Source organism: Arthrobacter sp. FW306-07-I (assembly GCF_021800405.1).
In the GTDB taxonomy this organism is placed as follows: domain Bacteria; phylum Actinomycetota; class Actinomycetes; order Actinomycetales; family Micrococcaceae; genus Arthrobacter.
Map to the genome: position 1 here is coordinate 2,573,734 of NZ_CP084550.1, position 21,757 is coordinate 2,595,490.

At 65.8% G+C, this 21,757-nt stretch carries 22 protein-coding genes, 1 tRNA gene and 1 other RNA gene; 11 read left to right on the top strand and 13 right to left on the bottom strand.

What is annotated here, in order from left to right; genetic code table 11:
• Nucleotides 1–56 precede the first annotated feature (56 nt).
• From LFT46_RS11895 to LFT46_RS11905, 3 genes are read right to left on the bottom strand one after another with little or no spacing between them, the layout of a single operon-like run.
• The gene (locus LFT46_RS11895; RefSeq protein ID WP_236819825.1) at nt 57–896 is read right to left on the bottom strand and encodes a sugar phosphate isomerase/epimerase family protein; all 840 of its coding nucleotides are present in this window, start codon (nt 894–896) and stop codon (nt 57–59) included.
• Nucleotides 893–2,107, bottom strand: a complete 1,215-nt coding sequence (locus LFT46_RS11900; protein ID WP_236819827.1) for a dihydrodipicolinate synthase family protein — start codon at nt 2,105–2,107, stop codon at nt 893–895. Before LFT46_RS11900 ends, LFT46_RS11895 begins: the two co-directional genes overlap by 4 nt.
• Entirely contained in the window at nt 2,107–3,276 is a 1,170-nt protein-coding gene (locus LFT46_RS11905; protein WP_236819829.1) for a Gfo/Idh/MocA family protein, read from the bottom strand. The genes LFT46_RS11900 and LFT46_RS11905 overlap by 1 nt, the downstream gene beginning before the upstream one ends.
• Nucleotides 3,277–3,444: 168 nt before the next feature.
• Here LFT46_RS11905 and LFT46_RS11910 point away from each other — a divergent pair, with 168 nt between their 5' ends.
• Nucleotides 3,445–4,524 carry a LacI family DNA-binding transcriptional regulator gene (locus LFT46_RS11910; protein ID WP_236798621.1) on the top strand — a complete coding sequence of 360 codons (1,080 nt, stop codon included), beginning with the start codon at nt 3,445–3,447 and terminating at the stop codon, nt 4,522–4,524.
• Nucleotides 4,521–5,291, top strand: a complete 771-nt coding sequence (locus LFT46_RS11915) for an alpha/beta hydrolase (RefSeq protein WP_236819831.1) — start codon at nt 4,521–4,523, stop codon at nt 5,289–5,291. Before LFT46_RS11910 ends, LFT46_RS11915 begins: the two co-directional genes overlap by 4 nt.
• Here the strand turns inward: LFT46_RS11915 and LFT46_RS11920 are convergent.
• The gene (locus LFT46_RS11920) at nt 5,288–6,190 is read right to left on the bottom strand and encodes an aldose 1-epimerase family protein (RefSeq protein ID WP_236819833.1); all 903 of its coding nucleotides are present in this window, start codon (nt 6,188–6,190) and stop codon (nt 5,288–5,290) included. The two genes, LFT46_RS11915 and LFT46_RS11920, sit on opposite strands and share 4 nt — an antisense overlap.
• 79 nt (nt 6,191–6,269) lie before the next feature.
• Here LFT46_RS11920 and LFT46_RS11925 point away from each other — a divergent pair, with 79 nt between their 5' ends.
• Complete coding sequence (locus LFT46_RS11925; RefSeq protein ID WP_236819842.1) at nt 6,270–6,974, top strand: DNA alkylation repair protein; 705 nt, start codon at nt 6,270–6,272, stop codon at nt 6,972–6,974.
• 10 nt (nt 6,975–6,984) lie between these two features.
• On the opposite strand, the gene mptB is transcribed toward LFT46_RS11925, so the two are convergent.
• Nucleotides 6,985–8,541, bottom strand: coding sequence for a polyprenol phosphomannose-dependent alpha 1,6 mannosyltransferase MptB (gene mptB, locus LFT46_RS11930; protein ID WP_236819844.1), 1,557 nt, complete (start codon nt 8,539–8,541; stop codon nt 6,985–6,987).
• 197 nt (nt 8,542–8,738) lie between these two features.
• Here mptB and orn point away from each other — a divergent pair, with 197 nt between their 5' ends.
• The 3 genes from orn to def all read left to right on the top strand — a co-directional run bounded on the left by orn (nt 8,739) and on the right by def (nt 10,232).
• Entirely contained in the window at nt 8,739–9,326 is a 588-nt protein-coding gene (gene orn, locus LFT46_RS11935) for an oligoribonuclease (protein WP_236802877.1), read from the top strand.
• 129 nt (nt 9,327–9,455) lie between these two features.
• Nucleotides 9,456–9,528 (top strand) — tRNA-His (locus LFT46_RS11940).
• Nucleotides 9,529–9,659: 131 nt separating this feature from the next.
• Nucleotides 9,660–10,232, top strand: coding sequence for a peptide deformylase (gene def / locus LFT46_RS11945; protein WP_236798626.1), 573 nt, complete (start codon nt 9,660–9,662; stop codon nt 10,230–10,232).
• 63 nt (nt 10,233–10,295) lie between these two features.
• On the opposite strand, the gene LFT46_RS11950 is transcribed toward def, so the two are convergent.
• From LFT46_RS11950 to rnpB, 5 genes are all read right to left on the bottom strand, one after another.
• On the bottom strand, nt 10,296–11,111 hold the full coding sequence (locus LFT46_RS11950; protein ID WP_236819846.1) for an HNH endonuclease family protein: 816 nt from the start codon (nt 11,109–11,111) through the stop codon (nt 10,296–10,298).
• A 126-nt stretch (nt 11,112–11,237) separates the two neighbouring features.
• Entirely contained in the window at nt 11,238–11,447 is a 210-nt protein-coding gene (locus LFT46_RS11955) for a hypothetical protein (protein ID WP_236798628.1), read from the bottom strand.
• Between the two features lie 74 nt (nt 11,448–11,521).
• A complete protein-coding gene (locus tag LFT46_RS11960; protein WP_236822034.1) occupies nt 11,522–12,964 on the bottom strand; it encodes a glyceraldehyde-3-phosphate dehydrogenase in 1,443 nt (480 codons plus the stop codon).
• Between the two features lie 304 nt (nt 12,965–13,268).
• Nucleotides 13,269–13,802 (bottom strand): TspO/MBR family protein, encoded by a 534-nt coding sequence (locus LFT46_RS11965; RefSeq protein ID WP_236819848.1) that lies wholly within the window; start codon nt 13,800–13,802, stop codon nt 13,269–13,271.
• 45 nt (nt 13,803–13,847) lie between these two features.
• An RNA gene (gene rnpB / locus LFT46_RS11970) (RNase P RNA component class A) lies at nt 13,848–14,236 on the bottom strand.
• Nucleotides 14,237–14,292: 56 nt separating this feature from the next.
• Between rnpB and LFT46_RS11975 the strand changes: the two genes are divergently transcribed.
• Complete coding sequence (locus LFT46_RS11975; protein ID WP_236798631.1) at nt 14,293–15,057, top strand: YaaA family protein; 765 nt, start codon at nt 14,293–14,295, stop codon at nt 15,055–15,057.
• A 39-nt stretch (nt 15,058–15,096) separates the two neighbouring features.
• Here the strand turns inward: LFT46_RS11975 and LFT46_RS11980 are convergent, their stop codons facing one another.
• A complete protein-coding gene (locus LFT46_RS11980) occupies nt 15,097–15,834 on the bottom strand; it encodes a zinc ribbon domain-containing protein (protein ID WP_236798632.1) in 738 nt (245 codons plus the stop codon).
• A 90-nt stretch (nt 15,835–15,924) separates the two neighbouring features.
• Nucleotides 15,925–16,848 carry a Nif3-like dinuclear metal center hexameric protein gene (locus LFT46_RS11985; RefSeq protein WP_236798633.1) on the bottom strand — a complete coding sequence of 308 codons (924 nt, stop codon included), beginning with the start codon at nt 16,846–16,848 and terminating at the stop codon, nt 15,925–15,927.
• Nucleotides 16,849–16,949: 101 nt separating this feature from the next.
• Here LFT46_RS11985 and msrA point away from each other — a divergent pair, with 101 nt between their 5' ends.
• The 3 genes from msrA (at nt 16,950) to epsC (ending at nt 19,098) form a co-directional block, all read left to right on the top strand.
• The gene (gene msrA, locus LFT46_RS11990) at nt 16,950–17,474 is read left to right on the top strand and encodes a peptide-methionine (S)-S-oxide reductase MsrA (RefSeq protein WP_236798634.1); all 525 of its coding nucleotides are present in this window, start codon (nt 16,950–16,952) and stop codon (nt 17,472–17,474) included.
• A gap of 64 nt (nt 17,475–17,538) precedes the next feature.
• Nucleotides 17,539–18,474: a cysteine synthase A gene (gene cysK, locus LFT46_RS11995; protein ID WP_236819850.1), complete on the top strand. Its 936-nt coding sequence runs from the start codon at nt 17,539–17,541 to the stop codon at nt 18,472–18,474.
• A gap of 39 nt (nt 18,475–18,513) precedes the next feature.
• Nucleotides 18,514–19,098, top strand: a complete 585-nt coding sequence (gene epsC / locus LFT46_RS12000) for a serine O-acetyltransferase EpsC (RefSeq protein ID WP_142133583.1) — start codon at nt 18,514–18,516, stop codon at nt 19,096–19,098.
• Nucleotides 19,099–19,181: 83 nt separating this feature from the next.
• Here the strand turns inward: epsC and gndA are convergent, their stop codons facing one another.
• Nucleotides 19,182–20,618 carry an NADP-dependent phosphogluconate dehydrogenase gene (gndA, locus tag LFT46_RS12005; protein WP_236798636.1) on the bottom strand — a complete coding sequence of 479 codons (1,437 nt, stop codon included), beginning with the start codon at nt 20,616–20,618 and terminating at the stop codon, nt 19,182–19,184.
• Between the two features lie 257 nt (nt 20,619–20,875).
• On the opposite strand from gndA, the gene LFT46_RS12010 reads away from it, so the two are divergent.
• On the top strand, nt 20,876–21,601 hold the full coding sequence (locus LFT46_RS12010) for a FadR/GntR family transcriptional regulator (protein ID WP_236819852.1): 726 nt from the start codon (nt 20,876–20,878) through the stop codon (nt 21,599–21,601).
• The last annotated feature ends 156 nt before the right edge of the window (nt 21,602–21,757 follow it).

Below are 21,757 nucleotides of genomic sequence, written 5' to 3' on the forward strand. Positions count from 1 at the left end.
ATGTGGGGCGCAGGCTCCTGCCGTGACGTAGCAGGAGCCCGCGGTCTGGTATCAGGTCAGGCGTACGGGAGGACAAGCTCCGCGTACCGCTCCTTGACCGTGGCCAGGACAATGTTGCCGTCCGTGTCCCAGATCTCCTGATTGAAAATTTCCACCTCAATGTCGCCGGTGTACCCGGCGTCACGCACCCAGGTGCCAATGGTGGCAAAGTCCACCACGCCGTCGCCCATGTACCCGCGGGACAGCAGCGGGTCTGCGGCGATGGGCATGTTGAAGTCACACACCTGGTAGGAGGCGATCCGGTTCTCACGTCCGGCACGCTCAATCTGCGTCTTAAGTTCCGGGTCCCACCACACATGGAAGGTGTCGACGGCGACACCCACCGTCCCGGCATCGAACGGCGCCGCGAGGTCCAAGGCTTGGCCCAGGGTGGAGATGAGCGCCCGGTCAGCGGCGTACATCGGATGCAGCGGCTCCAGCACCAGGCGGACGCCGTTCTCTTCCGCGAAGGGGACCAGGTCCGCGAGCCGGTCTGCCACGCGCTGCCGGGCCGCCACCACGTCCTTCTCCCCCGGCGCCAGGCCACCGACCACCAGGAACAGCTCCCTGGTGTCCAGGGCCACGGCCTCGAGGATGGCGGCGCGGTTGTCGGCGAGCGCTGCCGCCTGCCCCTCGGCGTCGGCGGCGGTAAGGAACCCGCCACGGCACAGGGACGAGACGCGGAGGCCGGCGTCCTTGATCAGGCGTGCCGCTTTGTCCAGCCCGGCTTCCTCGACGCGGTCGCGCCAGGGGCCGATGGCCGGGATGCCGGCCTTGACGCAGCCCTCGACGACCTGGGCGAGCGTCCACTTCTTGGTGGTGGCGCTGTTGATGGAGAGGCGCGAAAAGTCGCTCATACGCCCACCCCGTTGATCCGCAGGTAGTCCGACATCCGGAAGGCTGCCAGTGCCGGGTCCTTCAGCAGGCCGGCCTGGTCGGCCAGTTCGAAGGTCCTGGACAGGTGGCACACCGAGCGCCCGGAATGCAGTCCGCCCACCATCTGGAAGCCGGGCTGCTTGCCGTTGAGCCAGGACATGAACGCTATGCCGGTCTTGTAGTAGAACGTGGGGGCGCTGAAGATGTGCTTGCCCAAGTCGCGGGTGGAGTCCAGGATTTCGCGTGCCTTGGCGGCGTTTCCGGCCTCGTAGTTCTGCAGGGCCACCGAGGCGGCCGGGTAGATGGCGGCAAAGATGCCGAGCAGGGCGTCGGAGTGGTGGGTTCCGTCACCGTCAATCAGTTCGGGGTAGTTAAAGTCGTCGCCGGTGTAGAGGCGGACGCCTTCGGGCAGGGCTGCGCGCAGGCCAACCTCGTGGCTGGCGTCGAGCAGCGAGACCTTGAGGCCGTCCACCTTGTCCGCGTTGTCCCGGATCAGGCCCAGGAAGGTTTCGGTGGCGGCAGCGACGTCGTCGGAACCCCAATATCCTGCGAGGGCGGGGTCGAACATGGTGCCCAGCCAGTGCAGGATGACCGGCTGGTCCACTTCCTGCAGCAGCGTGGAGTAGACGCTGAGGTAGTCCTCCGGGCCGCTGGCCACCTTTGCCAGGGCCCGGGATGCCATGAGGATGACCTTGGGTCCGGCCTCGGTGATGACGGCGATCTGTTCACGGTAGGCCTCCAGGACTGCCTTGATCCCGGCCTCACCGGAGGGCAGGGAGTCGATGTCCAGCTGGTCGGTGCCGGCCCCGCAGGACACGAGGTCCCGGACGGACTTGCCAGCCGTTGCGGCGTTGTTCGCCGTGACGACCGAGGCTGCCTCGACGCCGGTGCGCTTGATGAGCTGCTGCGTGGCGGCCCAGTCAAGGCCCATGCCGCGCTGGGCGGTGTCCATGGCATCGGCAACGCCCAGGCCGTAGGACCACAACTCGTGCCGGTAGGCCATGGTGGCGTCCCAGTCGAGGCGCGCGGGGGCGCCCGGGGTGTTGTCGGCGAGGACCTCGGGAATGACGTGGGCGGCCGCGTAGGCACGGCGTGCCGTCAGGGGGGCTGTGGGCCGGGCCCAGGCACTGCCGCCCTGCAGGCGGTACTCCCTGGTGCCGCCGTCATCGGAGGGAAGAATGAGTGAAGTCATTAGAGGGTGATCTCCGGGATGTCGATGGTGCGGCGTTCGTCGCTGGAGCGCAGGCCAAGCTCGGCCAACTGGACGCCGCGCGCTGCGGACAGCAGGCCGAAGCGGTGCTCGCGGCCGGCAACCACATCGCGCAGGAACTCTTCCCACTGCAGCTTGAAGCCGTTGTCCAGCTCGGCGTTGGCGGGAACTTCCTGCCACTGGTCACGGAAAGACTCGGTGACGGGGAGGTCCGGGTTCCAGACGGGCTTGGGGGTGTGTGCGCGCTGCTGGGCGACGCACTTGTTCAGGCCCGCAACCGCGGAGCCGTGGGTGCCGTCCACCTGGAATTCCACCAGTTCGTCGCGGTAGACGCGCACGGCCCAGGAGGAGTTGATCTGGCCGATGACCTCGTCGCCGCCCGGGGTCTCAAGCTCGAAAATGCCGTAGGAGGCATCGTCCGCGGTGGCCTTGTATTCCTTGCCGGTCTCGTCCCAGCGGGTGGGGATGTGGGTAGCGGTTTTGGCGTTGACGCTCTTGACCTGGCCGATGATGCCTTCCAGGACATAGTTCCAGTGGCAGAACATGTCCGTGGTCATTCCGCCGCCGTCTTCCTTTCGGTAGTTCCAGGACGGACGCTGGGCCGCCTGGATGTCACCTTCGAAGACCCAGTAGCCGAACTCGCCACGGATGGAGAGGATGCGGCCGAAGAAGCCCTCGTCCACCAGGCGGCGGAGCTTGACCAGGCCGGGCAGGTAGAGCTTGTCGTGGACAACGCCGGCGGTGACGCCTGCTTCCTTGCCGATGCGGGCCAGCTCGATGGCCTCTTCCAGGGTTTCGGCGGTGGGCTTTTCGGTGAAGATGTGCTTGCCGGCCTGCATGGCCTTCTTCAGGGTGGCGGCGCGGAGGCTGGTCATGGAGGCGTCGAAGATGACGTCAACGGTGGGGTCGTTGATGACCGAGTCGAGGTCGGTGGTCCATTCGGCGACCTTGTGCTTTTCCGCAAGTTCGCGGATCTTGGCCTCGTTGCGGCCCACCAGGATGGGTTCCACCTGGACCCTGGTGCCGTCCTCGAGGGTGAAGCCGCCGGCGTCGCGGATCGGGAGGATGGAACGCAGCAGGTGCTGGCGGTAACCCATCCGGCCGGTGATGCCGTTCATGGCGATGCGGATCGTTTTCGTTACGAAACCCATGTGTCCTCCACGGTGAGTGAGCGATGTACTGAAGCTGACTGGGAAAGCGCGTTCCCGCTGCTTCAATGATGCACGGCGCGGTTCCTATTGGCAAGCGCTTTCCGGAAGTAGTTTGAACTGCCATAATGTGCTTAGCCTTTGAGCCCCGAACGACGACCAGGAGATGCAGTGGCTGCAAGTACCCTTACCGAGGTGGCACGCCTTGCCGGCGTCTCCCCCGCCACGGCTTCACGCGTCCTGAACGGCTCTGCCCGGAAGCCGGGCAAGGACATCGCCGAGCGGGTCCGGCAGGCGGCGGACTCGCTCGGCTACATTCCGAATGCGCAGGCCCAGGGGCTGGCGAAATCCAGCTCGGGCCTGATCGGCTTGATTGTCCACGACATCGCGGACCCCTACTTCGCCGCCATCACACGGGGAGTCCAAGAAGCCGCGAGGGAGCAGCGCAAGATGGTGCTGCTGGCTGCCACCGGGGGTGGCCCGGCCGAGGAGAAGGAGGCGGTGGCCGCCTTCGCTGCCCGCCGCGCAGATTCGATCGTCATCGCCGGCTCCCGCTCCTGCCGAAAGGAGGACCAGGACGGCAACGCCGAACTGGCGGCGGAGCTTGACCGGTACTGCCGGAACGGCGGCCAGGTGGCTGTAGTCGGACACCCCGTGGTGGGTGCCACCGTCCAGGAGGGGTACCACGTGGTCAAAGTCCCCAACCAGGAACTCGCCGGCCAACTGGCCACCAAACTTGCGGCAGGCTGGAACGGCGGCTTCGTCATTGTCGCCGGTCCCGAGGGCCTCCTGACCTCCGATGACCGCGTGCGAGGCTTCCAGGAGGGACTGGAGCGGGCAGGGCGGGGGCAGGCCGAAGTGCTCAGGACCGCATTCAACCGGTCCGGCGGATATGAGGCCGGGCTTCGACTTGCCGGACGGATCAAGGCCGCCCAGTCCGGCGGGACGGCGGAAGGGAAACTCTGCATTTTCGCCGTCAACGACGTGATGGCCATAGGGACGGCGGCTGCCCTCCGCGCTGAGGGGCTGCGTATCCCGAGGGACGCTGCGATCGCCGGCTTCGATGACATCGAAACCCTCCGGGACTTCCGGCCGGCCCTTTCCACTGTCCGCCTGCCGCTGGAAGACATTGGACGCTTTGCCACCCGGGCCACGGGTCCGCAGCCCAACGGCGAAGACGCGGAGGACGCCCTCCCCGGTGACGTAACCGGCGAGGTCACGCTGCGGCGCAGCACGGAAGCGGCAGCGTGACGGCGCCCCGCGGGCTAACCTCCGTTCCCGCACATGCGGAGGCTGCGGGACCCCGGCCGGCTATCCTGGTCCTCCCCGGCGGAGGTTATGCCCGGCAGGCGGATCATGAAGCCGAACCAGTGGCGGAGTGGCTCGCTTCCCTTGGCATCCACGCCTTCATACTCCGCTACCGCGTGGCACCGCACCGGCATCCGGCGCCGCTGGAAGACGCCAAGGAAGCCATGCTCCACATCCGGAGCGGGCAGCACGGCCTCGCTGTGGACCCAGACCGCGTGGGCGTGCTGGGCTTCTCGGCCGGGGGACATCTGGCCGCCACCCTGAGCACGGCCGCGGCCACGGGGAATCCGGAGCTGGACCTTCCCGCCGCGGTGCCGGACCTTTCGGTGCTGTGCTACCCCGTGGCGTCGCTGACCCACGAAACGCACCAGGGTTCGGTAGCGAACCTCCTTGGCGACCCACCGCCGTCGAACCTCCTGGCGGCCCTGTCGGCGGAACTGAACGTCACGCCCAGGACTCCCCCGGCGTTCCTCTGGCACACCGCCGACGACGAAGCCGTGCCGGTGAGCAACAGCCTGAACTACGCCAGAGCCCTATTCGCTGCCGGTGTTCATGCCGAGCTCCATGTCTTCCCGCACGGATGGCACGGACTGGGACTTGCCCCGGGCGAGCCAGGGCCGGAGCAGTGGACTTCGTTGTGCGCCGCGTGGCTGGAACGGGCCGGGTGGGCGGACGCCCGCGCGGGGGCCGCCCCGGCCGGCCGGCGCTAGTGCAGGGCCCGGATGGTCCAGGCAGCTGAATGGGACTGGCCGGGCTGCAGGTGTACCAGGTCCGTTCCTGAGTGCAGGGCGTCCGGCGGGCAGGTCATGGGTTCAACGGCCAGCCCCAGCCGGTCCGGGCCGATGGGCTTGTCGCCGGTGTGCACCTGGACCCAGGGCCACTCGGTCCCCCATTCCAGCTCCACTCCGGTGCCCGAAGGGTCGTGCACCCGCACGCGCGCCAGCCCGGAAGCGTCCCGCGCAATGTCGGTGAAGGCATGGTCGATCTTGACCTGTCCCAGGCGCCGGACCGAACGGAAGTCGAAGGCGTCCCCGGCAACCTGGCGCAAGCCTATGGGCAGCAGCCGGTCGGGCGTGACCTCCAGATAGGTGCCGGCAGGAAGCTCCAGCGACCAGTCATCCAGCGGGGAGGGCCCGGCCACCAGATAGGGGTGGGGACATACGCCGTACGGCGCCGCAGCGGATCCGGTGTTGACCGCATGCACCATGCCGTGGAGCCCTCCGTCCGACAGGGAGTACGTGACCGTGAGCTCAAGGTCGCCGGGGTAATCGGGACCGGATGGGATGTGGCAGCCCAGGACCGCCCGGTCGCCGGCCGCTTCCTTAACCTCCCAGGCCTGGTGGATCGCGAGGCCGTGAAGGGCGGAGCCGCGTTCCGGTTCGTTGACCGCCGCAGCATATGCCTTTCCGGCGTAGGTGTAGGTGCCGTCCGCGAGCCGGTTGGGCCAAGGCGCGCAGATGACGCCCCTGTAGTCGGGTACGGCGCCGTCCGGGCCGAAGCCCACCACCAGGTCCCTGTCCCCATGGCGCAGTTTGCGAAGCGCTCCTCCTCGGACGGTGACGACGGCGGAGTAGGCTCCGTGGGCCAGGTGGACTTCGGTTCCGGGCATGGGTTCCCTCTGCTTCCTACGTGTTAGCGCTCACCAGCGTACCGTACGCAGGCCGCCAATACTGGCTAAAGTGGCGCACATGGAAACGGCCGCTGACCAGGACCTCGTTGCCGCCGTCAGAGGTGGGCTCCGGGAGCTCGCCGATCCGGAACGGGCGGCAGGCGCCCAAGCGTACATGAAGTCCTCACTCCCCTGTTTGGGTGTGCGGGTTCCCGACGTGAGGCGCATCGCCGCACGGGCTGCCCGGGAGTTTCCACCGGCCTCTGCCGGGCAGCTGCGCACCACAGTCCTGGAGCTGTGGCGCAGCTCCACCTTCAGGGAGGAGCGCTACGCCGCTATTGACCTGACGGCACACCGAATGCTGGTCGCGGACCTGGCCATGCTGCCGGTCTACGAGGAAATCATCCGCACAGGCGCCTGGTGGGATTTCGCCGACGGGGTGTCCGGCCGGATCTGCACCCTGCTGCTGGCCCACCCCGCCGAGATGGCCAGGGTGCTCACCCAATGGAGCCGGGATCCGGCCCTGTGGATCCGCAGGGCCGCCATCACTTCACAGTTGAGGGCCAAAGAGGCCACCGATCCGGAACTGCTCGCCGCCGTCATTGAGCCGAACCTCTCAGACCGGGAGTTCTTCATCCGGAAGGCGATCGGCTGGGCGCTGCGCGAGTACGCCAAGACGGCGCCGGAGTGGGTGGAGGGATTCGTCATCCGGCACAGCGCGGATATGAGCCCGCTGTCACGGAAGGAAGCCCTGCGCCGGCTGTCGGCCGGCGTACAGCAGTAAGCGGAGGCCGCTAGATCACCGGACGTTCGACGACGGGCCCGCGCGTCTTGCGGAACAGCCGGCGGGTGCCGGGGTCCCAGAAGATCAGGTACAGCGCAAACAGGAGGGCTGTCAGCGCCGCAGCCACGCGGGCCAGGGCCAGCGCGAAGCCCAGATCCTGGGTCTGGAGGTACGGGAAGACGTCCAGCTGATCGGAGATGGCGTAGATCATGAAGAACGACACCACAAAGTACAGTGCCTTGACCTGCCAGTCGTTGCGGATGCCCGTCACGGCAAAGAGCGGAATCAGCCACACGACGTACCAGGACTGGATGATGGGGGCCAGCAGGACCACGGCGGCAAGGGAAAGCGTCAGGCGGCGCATCAGCCGGTCGTAATCCCCCTTGAAGATCTGCCAGGCGATGATGCCCACGGCAACCAACTTCCCGGCGTCGAACACCCACCCTGCGGGCACCGACCCGTCAAAGCCAAGCGCACCGGCCAGCGACCCCACCACCATGCCGATCAAACCCACCGGGGCGTACCAGATGGAGATGCTGCCCGGGGCGGAAAGCCCGTTGATCCAGCCGAAGCCGAAACCGTTAACCATGCTCATCGCGGTCAGCAGGACCAGGCTGAGGCCGGCCGTCATCGCCCAGAACGCCACCTTCCGCAGCCACCCGGCATTCCTGCCCGCCCACAGCAGCCCGATGAACGGCAGGAAGACAATGGTGATGGGCTTCACCGCAATGGACAGGGTCACCAGCAGGATGCCTCTGAGCTGCCGCCGGGTGGCTGAGTAGTACAGTCCGGCCAGGGCCAGCCCGATCATCAGGGAGTCGTTATGGACACTGGCGATGAAGTTGGTCAGGAAGAGTGGGTTGGCTACGGTGAGCCAGAGGGCGCGGTGCGGGTTGATGCCGTGCAGCTCGGCCAGCCGGGGGACATAAATGACACACAGCACCACGCCGGCCAGTGCCACCAGCCGGAAGAGCATGACGCAGGCCTCCGGCTGGACATTGGTCACCCAGACGACGAACTGCTCGATCCACAGGAACAGCTGGCCATAGGGAACGGGCGCTTCGGTCCACATCTTGTCTGCGCCGAGCTGGAAGTAGTTGGACAGTGCGGAGATGCCGTTTTCATAAGGGTTGAACCCCTCCACCATCAGCCGGCCCTGCCCGATATAGGCGTAGACGTCGCGGCTGAACAGCGGCACGCTGAACATCATGGGCAGGCCCCAGGCCACCACTGCGGCCAGGGTTGCCCTCCGCGCCTCTCCGCCCCACACCCGGACCTTCTGGCCGAGCCGCAGCCACGCGCGCACCAGAAGCATGCCACCCACAGCCACCAGGATGATGGACAGCGCGACACCGGGGGCTTCGGTGCGCATCCAGATGAAGAGGGGCATGCGGCGCAGTTCCGAGACGGGGGCCAGCCAGCCCACGCCGAAGGATCCGACCAGCATGAACATGGAGCCCACGAAACCGGCAATCAGGGGTGAGCGCGGATTGTCCACCTCGGCACTGCCGTCTCCGGCAATGCCGGCCGCCGCCATCTCCCCCGTTGCGGGCACAGGCGCCGTCATCTCAGGATCGTCCAATCTTCTTGTGTTTCCGCGGTTCGCCCGGCGGGCCATGCGGGCCGGGCCGGGACATGGTTCAGGGTCGAAGGGCGACCCGCCGCGTACCCGAAATCCTAGCATCGGCCGGGCGCCGAGAGGTGTAACGGTAGGCTGGTCCGGTGCCTATATCTAACGAACGAATCGTCTGGATCGACTGTGAAATGACCGGTCTGGACATCAAGAACGACGCCCTCATTGAGGTGGCAGCCCTGGTCACCGATTCGGAATTGAACATCCTGGGTGACGGCGTGGACGTGGTGATCAAGCCCGACGATGCCGCGGTGGCCCAGATGTCCGATTTTGTCCGGGACATGCACACCAAGTCCGGGCTGCTGGCGGAACTCCCGCACGGCAAGACGATGGCAGAAGCAGAAGCCGCCGTGATGGAGTACATCTCTGCCTGGGTTCCGGATCCGCGGAAAGCACCGCTGGGCGGCAACTCCGTGGGCACCGACAGGGTGTTTCTGTCACGTGACATGCCGGCCGTGGTGGAGCACCTGCACTACCGCGTGATCGACGTCAGCACCATCAAGGAGTTGTCGCGCCGCTGGTACGCCAGGGCCTACTTCCAGTCGCCGGCAAAAAAGGGCGGCCACCGCGCGCTTGGGGACATTAAGGATTCCATCGACGAACTGCGGTACTACCGCGAAGCGGTCTTCGTGCCCGCGCCCGGACCGGACAGTGCCACGGCCCAGAAGATCGCCCAGGGAATCGTCAACGGAGACGCCGCCGGGCAGCCCGCGGAGTAATCTGCGCCACGTTTTAATGATTTTTGCTCCAAATCGCAGAAAGTGGACAAAGCACCCCTTCCGAGCAGGTAAGCTATTTGAGTTGCGTTTCCGGGGAGCCGCTAAGGCGGAAATCCCCTGAGGCACATGGTGGGCGTAGCTCAGTTGGCAGAGCGCCTGGTTGTGGTCCAGGAGGTCGCGGGTTCAACCCCCGTCGCTCACCCTCACGGGGCGGCATATGCAGCCGTCAACAAAGGAGGCCGCACCGGATATCCGGTGCGGCCTCCTTTGTCGTGCCCCACCGGGGTACGTGCACTGCAGCCGGGGACACCGCGAAGCCGAAGGACGACTGAAATGACTGTTCTGCCGATCACCATCTGGGGCGAACCTGTCCTGCACCGGCGCGCCAGCGAGGTGGAGGTTTTCGACGACGAACTGCGGAGCCTGATAGCCGACATGTTCGAAACCAACGACGCCGCCAACGGCGTGGGCCTTGCGGCCCCGCAGATCGGCGTCGGTAAGCGGATCTTCGTGTACAAGTACGCCAACGACGACGGCGCTCCCCCAACAGGCGTGGTGGTGAATCCCGTCCTGACCCTGTCCAAGGTCTCCGGTGCCGCCCCCGACCCCGACGAGGAGGAAGAGGGCTGCCTGTCCTTCCCCGGTGAGCAGTATCCGCTCAAACGGGCAGAGTGGGCACGGGTGGAGGGCTTTGACGGGCACGGAAACCCGGTGAAGTTCGAGGCGACAGGCTGGTTCGCCAGGGTCATCCAGCACGAATACGACCATCTGGACGGCAAGCTCTACGTCAACCGCCTGATGGACCGCTATTCCCGAAAGGCCATGAAGCAGGCCAAGAAGAACGGATGGGGCGTGCCCGGACTGACGTGGATGCCGGGCGTTGATCCCGACCCGTTCGGCCACTGAGGCTTGAAAGCCCCTTTCCACTGACACGCGCAAAGGCCCAATGGCCCTTGGACAGCGCGTTGCTTAGCGGGCAGTGACGGCCTGCTGCACCCTGATGGTTTGCTGCTGGGGGCAGGATGAGAGGGCACGTTTCATGGCGTCCTTTTCAGCTGCCGTCACCCAAAGGCCGTAAGCCGCCTTCACCGAGATTTGTCGTGCAACGTAATGGCATCGGATGGCAGTGTTTTTCGGCAGCCAGGTGGCTGCATCCCCCGCGCTCTTTTGCTGATTGGCAGCGCCGTCGGCGGCAATGAGGTTGAGGGGGTCGTTCGCCAGGCTTTGGCGTGCCTTCGGCCCCAGTCCCTGGGCTCCCTTTTGCCAGGCATCGCCGAGGGCCACCACATGGTCGATTTGGACGGCACGGCTGCTGTCGGAGCCGCGGCGGAAGTCCACATCCTGGCCTGTGTAGGGTTCGCGGAAGTGCCCGGCCGTTACCTTGCACGTGGACCCCTCGGCGAAGACCACATCGGCAAGGTCCCTGCGCAGGATGTCGTTGCGGGTGTCGCAGCCATTACGGTCAACATCCAGCCAGGCCTGCCCGAAAGCCTCCCGGCTGTAACCGGTGTTGGGCGCCCGGCCCTTCACGGCGAGGCCCTCCAGCGCGGATGCGGCGGTCCCGGCAGGTACGGGGTTTGGCTCCTGTACCGGTTTCATCCACGCGGCGTCGAAGACCGGTGCCTCAGTTGGTCCCTGCTGTGCGGGTCCGGCCGCGGCGAACTGGCCGGCGGTGAAGAACCAGAAGAGCGCGGCCAGGATGCCGGCGGCCGCTGTGATGAGCAATCCCCAGGCCTGCCGGGAACGGCGGCGTGCGCGGCGGTAGGCGGACCAGCTGACGGTCACGGGGTGGAGGGCGGAAGGGAATAGTCGGGCACCCCAGCGAGCTTAGGACAAAGAGCCCGTCCCGCCGTTGATATCCACACTGTTGGGGACGAGTGATGGGTCACACGGCGGGCGGTGAGTACTGGGCTACTGCTCCTTGGTGACCCTGCGGAGGTCTTCCTCGGCGATGGCCAGCAGTCCCTCGAGCTGGCGCACCCGCTCGTCGGAGACGTCGCCGGTCTTCTGCGCGGCGCGGGCACGCTCCAGCAGCCGGACGGCTTCCTTGTGGTTGGCCTTGGCTACGTCCAGGGCGTGTTCGAGGGTGGTTTCGTGCTGAAGTGTCGATTCGTTGTCCATGCCACCAGTGTGGTCCCGATTCCCGGCTGATTCCAGAGAACCAGCCGGGAATTCGCAGGACGACACCTAACTCGTTAGACAGCGATCGCGGCCAGGGCGGCGGCGCTTTCCTTGGCAGGGAACGAGGGCGGGTTGACCCCTGCCATTTCTTCCATGACCCGGACCACCTGGCAGCTATAGCCGAACTCGTTGTCGTACCAGACGTAGAGGACAAGGTTCTTGTCCGTGGACACGGTGGCCAGGCCGTCCACGATGCCGGCGCGGCGTGAACCAACGAAGTCGGTGGAGACAACCTCGGGCGAGTCGATGTAGTCGATCTGCTTGCGCAGGTCAGAGTGCAGCGACATCTCGCGCAGGTAGTTGTTGACCTCGTCCTTGGTGGTGCCGTTCTCCAGGGTGAGGTTCAGGATGGCCAGGGACACGTCCGGGGTGGGAACGCGGATGGAACTGCCGGTGAGCTTGCCCAGGAGTTCGGGCAGGGCCTTGGCCACTGCCTTCGCGGCACCGGTTTCGGTGATGACCATGTTCAACGCTGCGGAACGGCCGCGGCGGTCGCCCTTGTGGAAGTTGTCGATCAGGTTCTGGTCGTTGGTGAACGAGTGGACGGTTTCGACGTGGCCATGGACCACGCCGAACTTGTCGTTGATGGCCTTCAGGACCGGCGTGATGGCGTTGGTGGTGCAGGACGCCGCGGAAACGATCTTGTCCGAATCAGTGATGTCCCGGTGGTTGATGCCGTGGACGATGTTCTTCAACTCACCCTTGCCGGGGGCCGTCAGCAGGACCCGGGCAACGCCCTTGCTCTGCAGGTGCTGGCCAAGCCCTTCGGCGTCGCGCCAGCGGCCGGTGTTGTCCACCACCAGGGCGTTGTTGATTCCGTAGGCCGTGTAGTCGATCGTGGCGGGGTCGTTCGAGTAGATGACCTGGATTCGGACGCCGTTGGCCGTGATGGTGTTGGCTTCCTCGTCGATCCGGATGGTTCCTTCAAAGGAGCCGTGGACGGAGTCCCGGCGCAGGAGGCTGGCGCGCTTGGAAAGGTCGTTGTCGGAGCCGCGGCGCACCACGATGGCGCGCAGCCGCAGGCCGTGCCCGCCGCCGGCCTTTTCGATGAGGAGCCGTGCCAGGAGCCGCCCGATGCGGCCAAAGCCGTAGAGCACGACGTCGGTGCTGGTGCGGTCGTCGGCACCACGCTTGCCTACGATCTCTGCCAGCTCGTCCCGCAGGAATTCTTCAAGGGTGGCGCCGTTGCCTTCTTCCTTGAACTTCTGGTTCAGCCGCGCGATGTCGATCGCGGCGGCGCCCAGCTCGAGTTCGGCCAGGGTGTTCAGCAGGGGTGCGGTCTCCTCCAGGAGCAGTTCGTCCTTGGCCATCCGGCGCGCAAAGCGGTGTGCCTTGAGGATGTTCATGGTGGACTTGTTGATCAGGCTCCGTCCGTGGATGCTGGTCACCACGTTGTTTTCGCGGTACAGCCTGCCGATGACCGGGATCATGGCCTCGGCAAGGGCCTCCCGGCCCATCCACGTATCAAGACAAGAATCAGACGTCTGGCTCACAGAAATACCTTCCTCGGTTCAGCCGTGTACGTCCTCGTACACAGATGTTGGCCACCTGATGATGTCCAGGGGCACCGGCACCTGCAGGGATGACCCCCAGGCGCCTGGATCGCGTGCAAAGAAAAACCGCCGGCTGCGAACGCAACTTTCGGCGGTAGAACTCCTGCGTCCGGGTTCCATTCTAATTTGGCGCGCCCCGGGGAACACGCTTGCACTGCGTGAAATCACTCACACAGGCCCGGCCCGCCCGCAAGGCTGCAGCGGCGCCTCAGTTGTGGATGGCCGAATACAGGTTGAGGCTGGCGGAAAACACCAGCCAGGAAAAGTACGGCAGCACGAGGTATCCGGCGGCGGCGTCCACCGGTCCGAACCTCAGGACGAGGAACCCCAGGGTTGCGGTGAGGGCACAGATGACCGCGAAGGCAGACCACAGGGCCACCTCTCCGAGCATTGGGTACAGGGCAAAGAAGGTCACCGGCCACGCGGTGTTGAGCAGCAGCTGAAGTGCGTAGCCGACAAGGACGCCTCCGGTGAGTCCGCCCTTGCGCCAGACCAGCCAGGCGGCAGCGGCCACACCCGCATACAGCGCCATCCAGGTGGTCCGGAACATCCACGACGGCGGCATCCACGGGGCCTTCAGTGACGTTGCGTACCAGCCGTTGGAGTTGAGGACGATCGGAAGGGAGGCGAGGACGCAGGCCAGGGCGGAAAGGCCCAGGAAACCGGCGAGCGCCACACCTTGTGAACGGGCGCCGGGAATGCCCGCGGCAGGTGCGGGGCGGGATTCAGGAATTACGGGCACGGTTCAGCATCCCCGACACGTTGCCCGTGGTCAAACACGGGTTTGCGGATGGGACAGCCGGTACGCCGGGTTCTGTTCTCCCCCTCCGTTACCGGATGTGGGAGCGACGGCCATCCATCTACGAGTGCCGTTGCCGGCACCCTCCAGCGGCCTACCCGGACACTCGGGCGGGCAGCCCTCGAACGTGTCCTGTCTGGCCTTGCTCCGGGTGGGGTTTACCTAGCCTTCCCGGTCACCCGGGAAGCTGGTGGTCTCTTACACCACCGTTTCACCCTTACCTGCTCTCCCCGGCCGGAACCGGAAATGCGGGCGGTCTGTTTTCTGTGGCACTGGCCTGCGGGTTACCCCGAGTGGGCGTTACCCACCACCCTGCCCTGCGGAGCCCGGACGTTCCTCGAGCCACTTGCGTAGCGCGCGGCCGTCTGGCTGTCCCATCCGCGTCCAGTCTACCGGCGCGGCCGGCCGCTTTCGTCGCCGGTAGGATCGGACGGTGCTGATTCTGCTTCCCCCTTCCGAAGGCAAGACGCCCGCCCTGCGTGGTTCCGCCATCGACTGGTCCGCCCTGGGTTTCCCGGAGCTCAACCCATACCGCGCCAAGGTCCTTGAGGCATTGGGAACTGTCAGCGCACACCAGGACGCCCTCGCCATGCTGGGCGTGGGTGCGTCGTTGCGTGGCGACGTCGAACGCAACACGCGCCTGCACGCCGAACCGGCGGCGCCGGCACACAGCATCTACTCCGGCGTCCTCTACGACGCGCTGGGTTACCGGACACTGACGTCGGCCCAGCGCCGCAAGGCCGATGAATCGGTCCTGGTGATCTCGGCGCTGTGGGGGGCCCTGCGCTTTTCCGACACCGTTCCCGCCTACCGCCTGTCCATGGGGACGGCCTTGCCCGACGTCGGCCGGCTCGCTTCGTTCTGGAAGGCGCAGCTCACCGATACTTTGGGCGCCGCAGCCCAGGGGCACCTGCTGGTCGACTGCAGGTCCAGCACCTATGCCGCTGCCTGGGCGCCTCCGCCCGAACAAACGGTCTCCGTGAACGTCTTGACCGAGACCGGCGGGGTCCGCAAGGTGGTAAGCCACTTCGCCAAGCACACCCGCGGCGAACTGGCGCGGCACCTGCTGGTACGCCGCGGAAAAGCCCCCGCCGCGCCGTCGGACCTCTTGAAGGCCGCCCGCGAAAAGTGGGATGCAGAACTCGTGCCGGGCACCGCCCGCAAGCCGCACGCCCTCAACATCATCCTGACCGGCTGATCTGTCGGGTTGATGAAGCCGGGCTAGGCCACCGGGCGCTCAGGACCACTCGTCGGAGCGGACCAGGATGGCGCCGGAGTCCGGGCAAAAGACGATCTCGTCGGCAGCTGCAGCCTTGATCTCGGCGAGGTCGCCGGGGCTGAGCTTCATGCCGGAGGCTTCCGAGGTGCCGTGGAAGAGCCGTGCCGCGCCCACTCCGCGCTTCGCCAGGGTCTTTTCGTAGACCGCGAGCATGGCCGCGTCCAGGCCGGCGGCGAATTCGGCGCGCTGGGAGCGCAGCCCTGCGGCTTCACTTTCCACCTCGGCCAAGGCGCCATCAAGTTCGGCCCGGATGGTGCCGAAGGAGCCCTTGATGTCATCGACGATCTGCTGCTGGGCCGCCTGGCGTTCCCGCAGCGATTCGAGCCGCTCCATGACTTCCAGTTCCGCATCTTCCAGGTCCGAGCGGCGCTTGTTCAGGGAAGCGATGTCCTTTTGCAGGGCCACCAGGTCCTTGGAAAGGCCGGTACCGCTGTTGAGCCGGGCCTCGTCGCGTTCGATGCGCGAGGCAACCTGTTCGACGTCGGCCTCGGCCCTCTTCAGCTCGGCCTCGGCGTCGTGCACGGCCACCTTGGCCGCGCCCAGTTCACCGTTCGCTACGGACAGCGCGGCCTCAAGGTCTTTGATGCGGGGATCGTTTTCCAGCGTCCGGCGGCGGTTGGCGAGGCCCTTCAGCCTTGCATCAAGGCCCTGCAGTTCGAGCAACTTCAACTGTTCCGCCGGTGCTGCCTTGGCCACTGTTACCTCCGCTAGATTCCTTCCGGCCGGGGCCGGGCACCGTACCGGCGCTTCCTAGACTCTAGCGCCTGCCCTGCTCCCCCGCCTCGCTTAGCCGGGAGTCAGGATGAAGTCCCAGGGATCGGTGTTGGTGGTGCTGACCCGGAGCTCCACCTCATGGCCCTGGTCAGCCAGGACGTTGCCCAAAGCTGCTGCCGCGGCAGGCAGCCAGAGCCACTCACTGGCAAAATGCGAGACATCCACCAGGTAGGGCCGGCCGTTGAGGGCAGCCTCGCGTGCCTCCGATGCCGGGTGGTGGCGAAGGTCGGCGGTGACGTAGACGTCGGCGTTGCTGGCCCGTACTTCAGCGAACAGCGAGTCCCCTGCACCTCCGCACACCGCGATGCGCCGCACCAGTCCGTCCTTGTCTCCGGAGACGCGCACTCCCCCGGCAACGGACGGAAGAATCCCGTACACGCGCGCCGCGAAGTCACCCAGGCTCATGGCTTCAGCCAGGTCGCCCACCCGCCCAATGCCTTCCTCCGGCAAGCCGTTGGCGGCAGTGGTGAGCGGGGCCGCGTCCTGGAGCCCCAAGGCGTCGGCCAGGACATCGGAAACACCTCCGACGGCGGAGTCCCCGTTGGTGTGCACGGTCAGCAGCGCCGTGCCCGATTCGATGAGCCGGTGGACAGCCCGGCCCTTGGCCGACGTGGCGGCCACCGACGTGACGGCCTTCAGCAGCAGCGGGTGGTGGGTGATCAACAGTTCGGCGCCCCACTCAACGGCTTCCTCGATGACCTCGAGCGTGGGGTCGACCGCGAACATCACTTTGGATACGGGCGCGGACGGGTGCCCTGCCACCAGCCCAACCTCGTCCCATCCCTCCGCCAGGGACTCCGGCCACAGTTCCTCCACCGCGAGGAGCAGTTCGGCCAGGGTGGGAGCCTCCGCGGAACCGGCCGGAGCCGGCGTGTCGGAGGAGGCTTCGCCGTCGTGATCTGCCTTGCCGGTATCGTCGGTGTCCTCAGGTTGCATAGTCTTAGTTTTACCCCATCGGCTTCGGGCCGCCGCAGTTTGCGCCGGGCGCGCTGCAGGGTGCCGGGAATGATCCGGCGCCGCCAACCATTGAAGAGGTCATGAAAACTTTTGTTCTGGGCGGAGGCTGCTTCTGGTGCCTTGACGCCGTCTACCAGAAGACCAGGGGCGTGACCTCGGTGGTATCGGGCTACACCGGCGGCCACGATCCCGAGCCCGACTATTACTCTGTCTGCAGCGGCACCACCGGGCACGCCGAGGTTGTGGCGGTGACTTTTGATGAGGAGGTCATCCCTGCCGAAGTCGTCCTGGACATGTTCTTTGCCCTGCATGACCCCACCACCCTGAACCGCCAGGGATACGACGTGGGCACCCAGTACCGTTCCTCGATGTTTTACGAAACCGACGAGGAGAAGGTCCTGTTCGAGGAAGCGATTGACCGCAACCAGGCTCTGTGGTCCCACCCGATCGTCACGGAAGTCAGCCGCCTGCCCCGTTTCCACGTGGCGGAGGAATTCCACCAGGATTACTACGCCAAACACCCGGAACAGGGATACTGCCAGGTGATCATCAACCCTAAGCTGGCCAAGGCGCGGAAATATTACTCTGCATGGCTTAACGCTTAGCCACCGTTACACGGCCTCGTTAGGCTGACCTCAGTATCCACCCCTTAGAGATAGGCGTATGTACATGGCACGGATCTATGACGATGTGACGCAACTGGTCGGCGGGACCCCGCTGGTTCGGTTGAACCGGCTCAGCGAGGGGCTGGACGCCACCGTTGCCGTGAAGCTGGAGTTCTACAACCCGGCCAACAGCGTCAAGGACCGCATCGGTGTTGCCATCATCGACGCCGCTGAAAAGTCGGGCGCCCTGAAGCCCGGTGGCACCATCGTCGAAGGCACCTCGGGCAACACGGGCATCGCCCTTGCCATGGTGGGTGCTGCCCGCGGCTACAAGGTCATCCTGACCATGCCAGAGACCATGTCCACCGAACGCCGGGTCATGCTGCGCGCCTTCGGTGCCGAGATCGTCCTGACCCCGGGTTCCGAGGGCATGCGCGGTGCCGTGGAAAAGGCCCAGGAAATCGTCGCCAACACCGAGAACTCCATCTGGGCGCAGCAGTTCGCCAACGAAGCCAACCCGGAGATCCACCGCAAGACCACCGCTGAGGAGGTCTGGGCCGATACCGACGGCGCCGTGGACATCTTCGTCGCCGGCATCGGCACCGGCGGAACCATCACCGGCGTCGGCCAGGTGCTGAAGGAGCGCAAGCCCGGCGTACAGATCGTGGCCGTGGAACCGAAGGACTCCGCCATCCTGAACGGCGGCGCCCCCGGCCCGCACAAGATCCAGGGCCTGGGCGCCAACTTCATCCCCGAACTGCTGGACACCAACGTCTACGACGAGGTCCTGGATGCCACGCTGGAAGATTCCGTCCGCGTGGCCCGCGACCTGGGCATCAAGGAGGGCATCCTGGGTGGCATCTCCTCCGGCGCCATCGTCTGGGGTGCGCTGGAACTGGCCAAGCGTCCCGAGAACGCGGGCAAGCTGATCGTGGCGGTCGTATGTGACTTCGGTGAGCGTTACATCTCCACCGCGCTCTATGACGACATCCGCGGCTGATCAGTCCGCTGTCCGCCCGTTTCCTGTAGAAAGAACTTTGTGGGCTTTTTCGCAAGACTGAAGGAAGACCTCGACGCCGCCCGGTCCCATGACCCGGCGGCTCGAGGTTCTTTTGAGAACTTTTTCGCCTATTCCGGCCTGCACGCCATCTGGATCCACCGGCTGACCCACCGCATGTGGCAGAACCCCGCCCTGCGTTTCCCGGCGCGGCTCCTGTCACAGCTGGGGCGCTCCTGGACCGGTATCGAGATCCATCCCGGCGCCACGATCGGCCGGCGGTTCTTCATTGACCACGGCATGGGCGTGGTGATTGGCGAGACCGCCGAGATCGGCGAGGACGTGATGATCTACCACGGAGTGACGCTCGGCGGGCGCTCCCTGGCCAGGATCAAGCGGCACCCCACCATCGGCGACCGGGTCACCATCGGGGCCGGAGCCAAGGTCCTGGGGCCAATCACCATCGGCCGCGACAGTGCCATAGGCGCCAACGCAGTGGTGGTCAAGGACGCGCCGCCGGAATCAATCGTCACCGGGGTTCCCGCCAAGTGGCGGCACCGGGATGCGCAGCGGGAAACCAAGCCCGCGGTTGATCCGGCCGAGTATGACATCGAATACCGCATTTGATCCAATAGCAGGTACAGCAAGAGGCGGGCAGTTCCACCGGGAAACCGGGGAAATGCCCGCCTCTTGCTGTACGGCGGCAGTTGCTAGTGCGTGTCCACCGCTTCAACTTCGGACTTGTCTTCGCCCCACAGGGTGTGGAAGGTGCCTTCGGTGTCGATGCGTCCGTAGGTGTGTGCACCGAACAGGTCGCGCTGGCCCTGGATCAGGGCGGCGGCTACGCGCTTGCGGCGCAGGCCGTCGTAGTAGGCCAGCGATGAGGAGAACACCGGCACCGGAATGCCGAGCTGGACGGCGGTGGCAACGACGCGGCGCCAGGCCGGCAGGGCGTCGGCGATGGCCTTGGTGAACGCCGGGGCGAACAGCAGGTTTGCAGGCTTCTCGTCAGCGGCATAGGCCTTGGTGATGTCCTTGAGCAGCTCGGCCCGGATGATGCAGCCTGCGCGCCACAGGGAGGCGATTTCGTCAAGCTTCAGGTCCCAGCCGTATTCCTTGGCAGCGGAGGTCAGCATGTCCAGCCCCTGGGCGTAGGAGACCAGCTTGGAGGCGTAGAGGGCCTGGCGGACGTCCTCAACGAACGTCTCGGGGATCTCGACGGTTGCCTCGTTGCCGGCCAGTAGTTCCTGGCCCAGCTTGCGCTGTGCGGCCTGGGAGGAGAGGGCGCGGGCGAAAACCGATTCGGCGATGCCGGACACCGGCGAGCCAAGTTCCAGCGCGGAGATAACAGTCCAGCGGCCGGTGCCCTTCTGGCCTGCGGCATCAACGACGACGTCGACGAACGGCTTGCCGGTCTTGGCGTCAACGTGGCCCAGGACCTCGGCAGAGATCTCGATCAGGAAGGAGGACAGCTCGCCCTTGTTCCACTCGGAGAAGATCTTCGCCTGCTCCGCGGGCTCGATGCCTGCGCCGGAACGGAGCAGGTCGAAGGCTTCGCCGATGACCTGCATGTCGGCGTACTCGATGCCGTTGTGGACCATCTTGACGAAGTGCCCCGCACCGTCGGTGCCGATCCAGGCGCAGCAGGGCTCGCCGTCGACCTTTGCGGAGATCTTCTCCAGCAGCGGGCCAAGGGCCTTGTAGGACTCCTTGGAGCCGCCGGGCATGATGGACGGGCCGTTCAGGGCGCCTTCCTCGCCGCCGGAGACACCGACGCCCACGAAGTGCAGGTCCTTCTTGGCCAGCGCCGCTTCCCGGCGGCGGGTGTCCTCGTAGTGGGAGTTGCCGGCGTCGATGATGATGTCGCCCGGCTCCAGCAGCGGCTCCAACTGCTCGATGACGGAGTCCACGGGCTTGCCGGCCTTCACCATGATGAGCACGCGGCGCGGCTTCTCCAGGGAATCAACCAGTTCCTGCAGGGTTTCAGTCCGGATGAAGTCACCCTCCGAACCGTGCTTTTCCAGCAGCGCGTCCGTCTTCTCCACGGACCTGTTGTGCAGGGCAACCGTGAATCCGTTGCGGGCCAGGTTGCGCGCCAGGTTGGCGCCCATGACGGCGAGGCCGGTGACACCGATGTGTGCAGACATCAATAACTCCAATTCATTGTTCGCCTCGGCTGCCGGCTTCCGCAGGCGGGAAGTCACCGGGGCAGATCAGGGGGTCGGAATAAAGCATATATATTCTGGCGGTGACGCGAAAGTAACGTCCGCGTCATGGAACCCATTGTGTGTCGTTGCCAGTCTAGGACGACTGCCCGGAACCCACCCCGCTCCCTTCCCCAGACGACCGGCCTGCACAGTTCCCGGCTGCAAACGCGGGGTTTCCAACAACTAGGCTTAGCAGCATGACCAGCAGCCTCCACCACCGTGCCATCGAAAACCTGGGCACCCGGATTATCTCGGGGGACCTCCCTGCCGGCCACGTCATGCTCGCCGAGCAGCTTGAGGATGAACTGAAGGTTTCCCGTTCGGTAATCCGGGAAGCAGTCAGGGTTTTGCAGTCGCTGGGGCTGGTGGAGACCACCAAGCGGGTGGGCATCCGGGTACTGCCGGCAAGCCGTTGGAATCCCTTCGACCCGCAGGTAATCCGGTGGCGGCTGGCCAGCGATGCCCGCGGCGCGCAGCTGCGCTCCCTTGCCGAACTGCGGGCCGCGGTGGAGCCGGCGGCTGCCGAACTGGCAGCACAGAACGCGCCGGCCCCGTTGCGGATGGAGCTCGTGGATGTTGCCCATGCCATGCGGGAGGCCGGCAACAACGGGGAAGTTTCCCGCTTCCTGGAATTGGATATCCGGTTCCACTCGCTGCTGCTCTCGGGTTCGGGTAACGAGATGTTCGCCAACCTCATGGGCCAGGTGGCCGAAACCCTGACCGGACGTACTGTCCACGGACTGATGCCCGACCACCCGCACAAGGCAGCCCTGCAGTGGCATGAGGACCTGGCGGAGGCGATCGCCAGGGGTGACGCCGAAGCTGCCCGTGAAGCGTCCGACCGGATCATGCGGCGCACTATGTCCCAAATGGCCGATACCTGGACGGAGCAGCCACGGGTGTTCATCCCCGTTCGGCAATAACCCGTCCGGCAATAAGCGGTACCCACTGTCGCAGCCAAAGCTCCTCCCAAAGCCATGGGCGCCATGCCCAAGTGACAGTCATGAAATGCGGACAGCTTTTTGTTTCCGGCAGTTCACGGTATATTCATCCCAAGCCCTCCCCCGCGGCATCCCCCA

What these genes read in the sequence shown, in the direction of transcription:
- LFT46_RS11895 (WP_236819825.1), bottom strand. Translation starts at nt 896, where the DNA reads ATGAGCGACTTTTCGCGCCTCTCCATCAACAGCGCCACCACCAAGAAG.
- LFT46_RS11900 (WP_236819827.1), bottom strand. Translation starts at nt 2,107, where the DNA reads ATGACTTCACTCATTCTTCCCTCCGATGACGGCGGCACCAGGGAGTAC.
- LFT46_RS11905 (WP_236819829.1), bottom strand. Translation starts at nt 3,276, where the DNA reads ATGGGTTTCGTAACGAAAACGATCCGCATCGCCATGAACGGCATCACC.
- LFT46_RS11920 (WP_236819833.1), bottom strand. Translation starts at nt 6,190, where the DNA reads ATGCCCGGAACCGAAGTCCACCTGGCCCACGGAGCCTACTCCGCCGTC.
- LFT46_RS11925 (WP_236819842.1), top strand. Translation starts at nt 6,270, where the DNA reads ATGGAAACGGCCGCTGACCAGGACCTCGTTGCCGCCGTCAGAGGTGGG.
- mptB (WP_236819844.1), bottom strand. Translation starts at nt 8,541, where the DNA reads ATGACGGCGCCTGTGCCCGCAACGGGGGAGATGGCGGCGGCCGGCATT.
- orn (WP_236802877.1), top strand. Translation starts at nt 8,739, where the DNA reads ATGACCGGTCTGGACATCAAGAACGACGCCCTCATTGAGGTGGCAGCC.
- def (WP_236798626.1), top strand. Translation starts at nt 9,660, where the DNA reads ATGACTGTTCTGCCGATCACCATCTGGGGCGAACCTGTCCTGCACCGG.
- LFT46_RS11955 (WP_236798628.1), bottom strand. Translation starts at nt 11,447, where the DNA reads ATGGACAACGAATCGACACTTCAGCACGAAACCACCCTCGAACACGCC.
- LFT46_RS11960 (WP_236822034.1), bottom strand. Translation starts at nt 12,964, where the DNA reads ATGGGCCGGGAGGCCCTTGCCGAGGCCATGATCCCGGTCATCGGCAGG.
- LFT46_RS11985 (WP_236798633.1), bottom strand. Translation starts at nt 16,848, where the DNA reads ATGCAACCTGAGGACACCGACGATACCGGCAAGGCAGATCACGACGGC.
- msrA (WP_236798634.1), top strand. Translation starts at nt 16,950, where the DNA reads ATGAAAACTTTTGTTCTGGGCGGAGGCTGCTTCTGGTGCCTTGACGCC.
- cysK (WP_236819850.1), top strand. Translation starts at nt 17,539, where the DNA reads ATGGCACGGATCTATGACGATGTGACGCAACTGGTCGGCGGGACCCCG.
- gndA (WP_236798636.1), bottom strand. Translation starts at nt 20,618, where the DNA reads ATGTCTGCACACATCGGTGTCACCGGCCTCGCCGTCATGGGCGCCAAC.
- LFT46_RS12010 (WP_236819852.1), top strand. Translation starts at nt 20,876, where the DNA reads ATGACCAGCAGCCTCCACCACCGTGCCATCGAAAACCTGGGCACCCGG.